At 45.4% G+C, this 7,836-nt stretch carries 6 protein-coding genes; 1 reads left to right on the forward strand and 5 read right to left on the reverse strand.

Annotated elements, in window-relative coordinates:
- Positions 1-207: 207 nt before the first annotated feature.
- Complete coding sequence (locus tag F6K57_RS33010) at positions 208-942, forward strand: DUF475 domain-containing protein (protein ID WP_293060374.1); 735 nt, start codon at positions 208-210, stop codon at positions 940-942.
- A gap of 135 nt (positions 943-1,077) precedes the next feature.
- Here the strand turns inward: F6K57_RS33010 and ndk are convergent, their stop codons facing one another.
- The 5 genes from ndk to F6K57_RS33035 all read right to left on the reverse strand — a co-directional run bounded on the left by ndk (position 1,078) and on the right by F6K57_RS33035 (position 7,409).
- Positions 1,078-1,527, reverse strand: coding sequence for a nucleoside-diphosphate kinase (ndk, locus tag F6K57_RS33015; RefSeq protein ID WP_070393679.1), 450 nt, complete (start codon positions 1,525-1,527; stop codon positions 1,078-1,080).
- A gap of 77 nt (positions 1,528-1,604) precedes the next feature.
- A complete protein-coding gene (locus F6K57_RS33020; RefSeq protein WP_075900803.1) occupies positions 1,605-2,651 on the reverse strand; it encodes a D-alanine--D-alanine ligase family protein in 1,047 nt (348 codons plus the stop codon).
- Positions 2,652-2,667: 16 nt separating this feature from the next.
- Entirely contained in the window at positions 2,668-3,393 is a 726-nt protein-coding gene (locus tag F6K57_RS33025) for a hypothetical protein (protein ID WP_075900801.1), read from the reverse strand.
- Between the two features lie 42 nt (positions 3,394-3,435).
- Positions 3,436-4,488, reverse strand: a complete 1,053-nt coding sequence (locus F6K57_RS33030) for a ParM/StbA family protein (RefSeq protein ID WP_075900799.1) — start codon at positions 4,486-4,488, stop codon at positions 3,436-3,438.
- Positions 4,489-4,742: 254 nt separating this feature from the next.
- Entirely contained in the window at positions 4,743-7,409 is a 2,667-nt protein-coding gene (locus tag F6K57_RS33035; protein ID WP_293072223.1) for a CHAT domain-containing protein, read from the reverse strand.
- Positions 7,410-7,836: the final 427 nt, after the last annotated feature.

Genomic DNA, 7,836 nt, shown 5'->3' on the forward strand with positions numbered 1-7,836 from the left:
GTTGATATCAAATTGGGATCACAGCTATGTACCTTGATCTTGCTGCCGGTTCGGTGTGGGTGTTGGAACCTCAGTAGGGTCCGTTGCGCACTTTAATTCTGATTAAATGTTAAGATTAATTAAGTTAGATATCAAAGTTTTAGTAATTTTGGCGATTACATATATTACATATACTAAGTTAACCCTTTAAGACCTTAATAATTTTTAATGCTAGACCAAATTCTTAACTCATCGTTTAATGTTGGGCTTGAGGCTCCTGTGGTTTTGTTGATTCTGGTGGCACTAGAAGCTGTACTGTCTGCTGATAATGCGATCGCATTAGCTGCGATCTCCCAAGGCTTACAGACCAAACAACTTCAACGCCATGCTCTTAACTTGGGCTTAGCAGTTGCCTATGTGCTACGAATCACTTTGATTCTCACAGCCACTTGGGTAGTGCAGTTTTGGCAGTTTGAGTTATTGGGAGCAGCCTATCTGCTCTGGTTGGTCTTTGAGTATTTCAGATCTGATCAAGATGAAGACCATCACCATCATGGCCCGAAGTTTACTTCTCTATGGCAGGCAATTCCGCTAATTGCTGTTACCGATTTAGCTTTTTCCTTGGATAGTGTCACCACAGCGATCGCAATTTCTGACCAGACCTGGCTGGTTATTGCTGGTGGCACCATTGGGGTAATTGCCCTGCGCTTCATGGCGGGCTTATTTATTCGTTGGTTGAAAGAGTATGTCTATCTGGAGGATGCTGGCTACATTACCGTGGGCTTTGTGGGATTGCGGCTGTTGGTCAGAGCCATTAAACCGGAATTAGTGCCACCGGAATGGTTAATGGTTGCTGCCATTGCCCTAGTGTTCATGTGGGGATTTTCTGAAAAGTCTAAGACCCCAGACCTTGAGCCAATTCCTGTGGAAAACGAAGGGCGACCGGCTTTGACGAAAGACTAAAGGGCAAAAGAAGCTAGCCGCTAACTGCTTTTAACAAGAGTCGGGAAGAATTCGGCCATCTTTCAACCAATAATCCCAACGCTCACCAAACATGGGTAGAGCGTGGGACTTCCCGTTTAAAGGTAAATGTTACCGTTACTCATAAAGCCAAGAGGTTATGGTTGGTTCCCAGCTAACTAGCTCTTCGTCCTTAAACCAAAGACTAATCTCCTGCTGCGCTGTCTCAATGGCATCTGAGCCATGGATAAGATTGCGACCGGTGTCTAACCCATAATCGCCCCGAATGGTTCCTGGTTCAGCTTCCAGAGGTTTGGTAGCACCAATCATCTTTCTTGCGGAAGCCACTACTCCATTTCCTTCCCAGACCATTGCTACTACAGGACCAGAGATGATGAATTCGATTAGTTTGGGAAAGAAAGGTCTCTCTTTGTGAACAGCGTAATGCTGTTCGGCAAGTTCACGGCTGACGTTCATAAGCTTCAGCCCAACTAAGGTAAAACCTTTTGTCTCAAAACGCTGGATGATTTGACCAACAAGATTCCGTTGTACACCATCCGGCTTAACCATCAGAAATGTCCGTTCCAAGTTTATCTCCTCAAATTGTTTAACTCAGGTCAATCTTGGGCATAGCCTTTCCTATGATATTCCTTTAGGACTAAGATTCAAGCCCGCTCTATTGCTAGCTCAATTAACTGATCCACCAATTGTGGAAACGGAACACCTGTAGCTGCCCACAGTTGGGGATACATACTGGTTGCCGTAAAACCTGGTAAGGTGTTGATCTCGTTGATGAAGATTTCCTTAGTGGCTTCGACATAAAAGAAGTCTACCCGTCCTAAACCAGCCCCATCAACGGCAGTAAACGCCTGGATTGCCATTTCCTGAATCTGGGTAATGACGTCAGTGGGCAAGGGAGCGGGGATTAACAAGTCCGCTTGACCCTGAGTGTATTTGGTTTCGTAGTCATAGAAATCACTATCATAAGTAATTTCACCAACTACTGAGGCTTTGGGATGATCGTTCCCTAGTACAGCACACTCTACTTCTCGCCCTACTACCCCTTCTTCTACAATCAACCTGCGGTCATAATTAGCAGCATTATCTAAGGCGGCTTCTAATTCAGAACGCGATCGCACTTTGGCAATCCCTACCGATGAGCCTAAATTAGCTGGTTTGACAAAGTAGGGATAGTTTAAGGTTTCCTCAATTTGGTCACAGAGTTTGGTAAATACACAGGGATCAGACCAAACTTGCGATCGCAAAACTTCCATGTAGTTGACTTGGGGTAATCCGGCTTGGGCATATACTGTCTTCATTGCCAGCTTGTCCATGCCTACAGCAGAACCCAAAACACCACTACCGACAAAGGGAACTCCCATTAGGGTTAGTAATCCCTGAACTGTGCCATCTTCCCCATTTGGCCCATGGAGGATGGGAAACCAGACATCTACCTCACTGACAACGGCAGGAAATTGCCAGACATTACCGTTAGGAGCAGATTCTAGGGGAGTTCCCGAGTCTAAAACCTGTGCGATAGTTTCGACCGCTGTCCAGATGCCATTTTTTTGAATGTACACTGGCACCAATTCGTACTTAGAGGCATTTTCATCGGCACACAGAGCGTTTGCGATCGCTCTTGCAGAACTAATCGAAACTTCGTGTTCTCCTGAGACACCACCAAACAGCAGTCCAACTCTACGTTTTGTCATATTAGTATACAGTTAATTAAAAATCCTCTAATAAAGAACCCAAGCGACTTAGTAACGGATCATCAGATTGATCAGCGTCTTTTTCCCATCCTACTTGAGCCGTAGCATCTGACTCTCTAGTCGCTTTTGCTGTGGATCCCTGTTCTGTGGCGCGAGACACATCCGTCGTACTAAAATTGGACAGCACTGTTTCTACACCAGCAACTTGCTGTTTTAAGTGTTCGAGTTGTTGATGAGAACGGTCATCGACTTGCTTGACCTGTTCGATTAATGCCATCAATTGATCATCAAGTTGTTCAGAGGATTCTTCAGTAGATAGAACTTGCTCTAATTTCCCAAGCTGCTGTTGTAACTGGGTCAATTGTTGAGTTGTATTAGAGTCTATTTCCTCAATTCGTTGAGTCAGATCAGTTAGCTGACTATTCAGTTGGCTAGGACTCTGAACGGATAACGTCTGTACCACTTCAGTTAATTGCTGCTGCAGTTGGGTTAGCTTGTCTTCAAGATTTCCAACACTTGCTGTTTCCTCGGTTGTTCCCTCGGTTGTTTCCTGGGAGGATGCTTTTTCCTGAGAGGATTCTGGTTTTAACAGAAACTCTTGGATAGCTTGCTTGCAAAACATGCTAAAGCTAGGATACTGACCCTTAGCTAGTTCTTTCTCCACTGCCTTTAGTAGGGCTTGATCCTCCCGGTTAGTGGTAAATGCTACTGTTTTATTTACTTTTTTTGCGATCGCTGCCATGGGAATTATTCCTATAATCCTACTGGATAATTACAATAAAATTTATCGAGATGCTGATTGCTTCTGCACCTCTCCATAAATGTATTGTCCCAAAGCATTCGCTTTTCGAGAGGGTTGAGCTAAGTAACCCTTGAGTCTAGCTTCCTTAAAGATAAGTTGAAGATCATTCCAGAAGAATTGTCCACCACCACCGGTCACGACTACGTCTGTGGTGCGTTCTGGTAGCCAAGCGAGCAAGCGATCAGATAGTTCACGGGCAAAACTTTTGCGCAAACTCGGTATAATTTCGTCGAGGTCTGTGGGCTGAGCAGCACCCTTAGGACGATAAAAGCGCTCTCCCTCTGGACGATTAACCGCTTTGATTAATAGTAACGATTGACTGTCAGCTCCCTGAATTTGGGTAGCTAATTGATCATAAAACTCATTCATGGCAAATGCTTCACTCTGAGATGCTCCTCTAGCAAATCGGAACGAATCTGCCATTATAAAGTCAGTGGTTTGGTGGCCAATATCCACAACGGCGACGGAACGGTCATGTAATCCGCCATCGGATGGATCGTTTTCCTGAACTTCAACCCAGATCAAGCTACCATAGCCCTCTGGTATTACCCAAACTTTCTTAATCGTAATCGAGACTTGTTCCCCTCTGTAGTACATGACATGAGGAGAAGCCAGGATACCAATTAATTCCTCTTTTTCACGCTCAAACTGCTCTTGGGAATGGTAGGGCAATCCCATGATAATTGCCAAGTCACCTTGAAGCTCGAAATGTCCTACGCAGGCAAAAACTTTTATCAAGGCATCTTCTACTTTCGATTGACCAACACCCAAGTTAGCTCCGAAGTCAGCAGCTAGTTGTCCAATGGCGTATCCTTTGCCTTGATACTCCAGCCAAATATCTAATAGAGGGTCACCCAGTCGAGCTTCAAACCCACCCCGACGCACTTGCTCAACGGTAAGATGGGCAACGTTGGCAGGAATGAGCACTACACCATCGGGGTAACGGCTGATACAAGCTTTAGTGGAGGTGCGACCTAAGTCAATGCTGAGAATAGGAACTTTGTTCACGATGGTAGCAAGCTGTTTAGCAGTCATTGGTTAGTATATAAGAGTTTGTCTAACTCAACTCACAAAAAATAGTCCGATGTTTGGAAGCCCCGTCTAGGCAAGAGCGGGGTGGGGACATTGATCAGGCTGTTTGCGATCGCTCTGGCACCAATGGCCAAAAATCCTTAGACTAGTTGTGCAACAGACGCAGGTTGACTCAAGTTGGTTGGACACTATGGCATCTAGCTATTTCATCTCATAATAGTAGAATACTGATTCATAGACCTGTTATACACCTAAGATTAAAACCAATTTCCAATTACTAGATAAGGTGCCCAATAGGCGGGGCGAGCATATTGTCCTCCTGCTTCCAGTAAAGCGATTTGAGCAGCACGAAGGGCTTGGGCTTTGTTTAAGTTTGATTGTCGCAAACCCTGGTAAAATTGGGCGGCAATTTGGGCAGTGGTTTGATCATTAATGAACCAAAGCGAGGCTAAGGCACTTCTGGCTCCTGCTTGAACAGCTACACCTGCTAAACCTAAGGCTGCTCGGTCATCACCAGTGGCAGTTCGACAGGCAGTGAGGGAGATTAACTCCACTGGCTCAGTAGTACTAGCTACGCTGCGAATTACCCGATCTAATTCATCAATGGTGAGTTGATCATTTTCCCCGGTGACTAGGAAAGTATCCTCCGGTTCAGTGCCGAATTCACCATGAGTAGCTATGTGAATAATCGGGTAAACCGTTGCACCTAATTCTTGTTGTAAGCGATCGCGGGTAAATTCCTCATCCAATAGCTGTTTGCTCTCTGGTATGGTCTGTGTCACTGCCTTAACTTCTGTGGATACATTGCTCAAGGCTTCAAATTCACGACCATCGACAATAGCTTCTTTGGTTAAGCCCAACACCAGTGCTCGCCAACTCTGAGGGGTTAATGCTTTAGGCTCAGTCAGGGTGAGGGTGGGAGTGGTTGCGATCGCATAGCGTTCAACTAAAAATTTTTCCCCGTCGTGGAGGGCTGCCATTGGCACAGTGCGTAGGATGCCATCATTGATGAAGACCAGGGTTTCTATTTGAGCTTGTTCTAATTGATTGGCAAAAGGACGAATTAACCAATTATAAATTTTTTGTGCCTGTTGGGAATTGTAAGGCTCAAAAAAGCTTTCTAGTTCTCTACGAAATTGATTAATGTCTTGTCTTATACTTTCGCGATCACTATCAATCCACGACCATTGCTTTTCACCATTAGGCAGACTTAAAATCACTGCAGTTCGGTCTTTGAGGATAATGGTGCTAATCACAGCTGTCCGAGTACTGACTAGGTCAACTCTGGCTGGATTCACTGCTGCTAACACACAGTCGTTACCAAAATAATCTTGTAATTCTGCTAGTTTGAGACCATCAATGGTTTTCAGGACAATGTTAATATTCTGAGTACGCACATCGGGTAAAGCTGATTTTAGTAAGGTTTGATCTCCCTCTAACCTCAATGCCACTAACTGTCGGTAAATTGGGTTAACGGTGTCAAGAAAATCAAATTGGACATCTCGACTGGCAGTTAGGATATCGCTACGGATTGTTTCGAGAGTAGCGATCGCGTTTTCATAGGCTCCGATTGCCTCAGTTACTTTCCCCTGCTCCTTAAAAATCCGTGCTGTTTGCCACTCCCACAAGTACAGACTATCCTTTGCCAGCAAGTTTTGCTCAGCTGCTAACCTAGCCTGTTGGCTTAACTCTAGGGCTTTGGTATACTGGTCACGACACTCATAGATATGACCCAGTTCCCCTAGGGCAAAGGATTGGGAGCGGTGGTCATTAATCCGTTGCGCTATTCTTACGGCTTGAGCCAGGAGTGCAGTAGCCTGGGGTTCTAGTTTGGGCTGATAGCATCGTATCCAGGGACTAGTTTCATGAGCCGGAGCAATCGGTTGCAACAGGTTAGCTAACTCAATGGCAGCATAAACCTTATCCTGGGAATCTGGTAGAGTTTCCAAGAGGGAGTAGGCTTTTTGCCATTCTTTTTGCCATTTCATAACACTAGCGCTAGATTCACTAAGGCGGTAGTACAGGGGAATCTCATTAAGCCTTGCCCGGATTTGACCGGATTGGTCGTTTTGAGTAATAGCAATATCGAGGCTTTTCTGAAAATACTTTAGTGCTTCGCTATCGTTATTTTTAGCTTTTGCTTCGAGTGCCAAAGCCTTTCTTGTGTAGCCGATTTTTTCAGCAGAGTTTGCCCGACGATAGCTGAGCTGAGCTTTGCTACTGTAGGCATTTCCTAAACTATTCAGGGCTGAGGATTGATAGGGAAGGTGGTCAATTTTTTGGGCAATAGTTAAGCTCTCTTCGAGATAGTTAATCGCTAGATCGTATTTGCCCCTGAGGCGATAAGCATCCCCTAAACTCCCCAGAGCCGCAGCAACTCCAAGTTGGTCTTGATGGCTGTGAGCCAGTTGTAACGCACTTTCTGGCACACAGGGGTGATCTTGGGGGTAATCGTAATTAATGGTACCACATAATAATGCGATCGCTTTTTGATTTTGCCCCAATTTACTATAAGCTTGAGCCAGTTCGGTAAGCATCCGCCCTACCTGTTGTAAATCCCCCAGTTGCTGATAATTAGTGATAACTTTTTCCCAGTAGTTAATGGCTTGGTCGATTTGACCAATTTGCTGATAAGCTCTCGCTAAGTTTTCTAGAACAATAGTTTGGTTAGGGCGGTTGTTGGTTTGTTGATAAGTAGTCAGGGCAGTTTGCCAATATTCTATAGCGCTAGTAAAATCTCCCAGTTGGTAGCGTTCCACCCCTTGTTGGACAAGTTGGCTAGCATCAGGGGATTGAGCTGTGGCTGGGTTTCCCAGTTGCAGTTGCCAGGTGGTAGCGGGAAGATGACCGAGCCACAGGCTAATGGTGAGGCTGGAGAGGAAAAGAAGTCCTAGAACGATACGGACACTGGATTGGCGGCTCATGGGAGAATTCCAGTTGCAGATTTAAATGATAGCAAAGGGAGTCGGGAGTCGGGAGTCGGGAATCGGGAATCGGGAATCGGGAATCGGGAGTCGGGAGTAGGTTTTTACATTTAGGGTCAAAGGGGGAGTGTGGGGGGAGAACAGAGAACAACAGAGAAAAGGAGAGAGGGGTAGTTTTTTTGTGTAAGGGCGATTTCGTCAGATCCGATCACAGGGAAATGGGGAGAAGGGCAGAAGGAAAGAATTGTCTCGGTAATTATTGGGTGTTGCTGATTCTGGGTATGGTTTAGCCCCCCTAGCCCCCCAATTTTGATACCGTTGGCGAAATTAATATTTGTTTACACAAGAGTAGCAGATGGGTAACTTTAAGTTCATGCTCCCCCAGAATTGGGGGTTGGGGGGCTATAAAGACTGCTGTCTTCAGGCT

It is taken from the genome of Moorena sp. SIO4A5 (genome assembly GCF_010672005.1).
GTDB lineage: Bacteria > Cyanobacteriota > Cyanobacteriia > Cyanobacteriales > Coleofasciculaceae > Moorena.

Bases quoted from the DNA above. Each gene is read 5' to 3' on its own strand.
- F6K57_RS33030 (WP_075900799.1), bottom strand. From the start codon at position 4,488: ATGACTGCTAAACAGCTTGCTACCATCGTGAACAAAGTTCCTATTCTC.
- F6K57_RS33025 (WP_075900801.1), bottom strand. From the start codon at position 3,393: ATGGCAGCGATCGCAAAAAAAGTAAATAAAACAGTAGCATTTACCACT.
- F6K57_RS33020 (WP_075900803.1), bottom strand. From the start codon at position 2,651: ATGACAAAACGTAGAGTTGGACTGCTGTTTGGTGGTGTCTCAGGAGAA.
- F6K57_RS33035 (WP_293072223.1), bottom strand. From the start codon at position 7,409: ATGAGCCGCCAATCCAGTGTCCGTATCGTTCTAGGACTTCTTTTCCTC.
- F6K57_RS33010 (WP_293060374.1), top strand. From the start codon at position 208: ATGCTAGACCAAATTCTTAACTCATCGTTTAATGTTGGGCTTGAGGCT.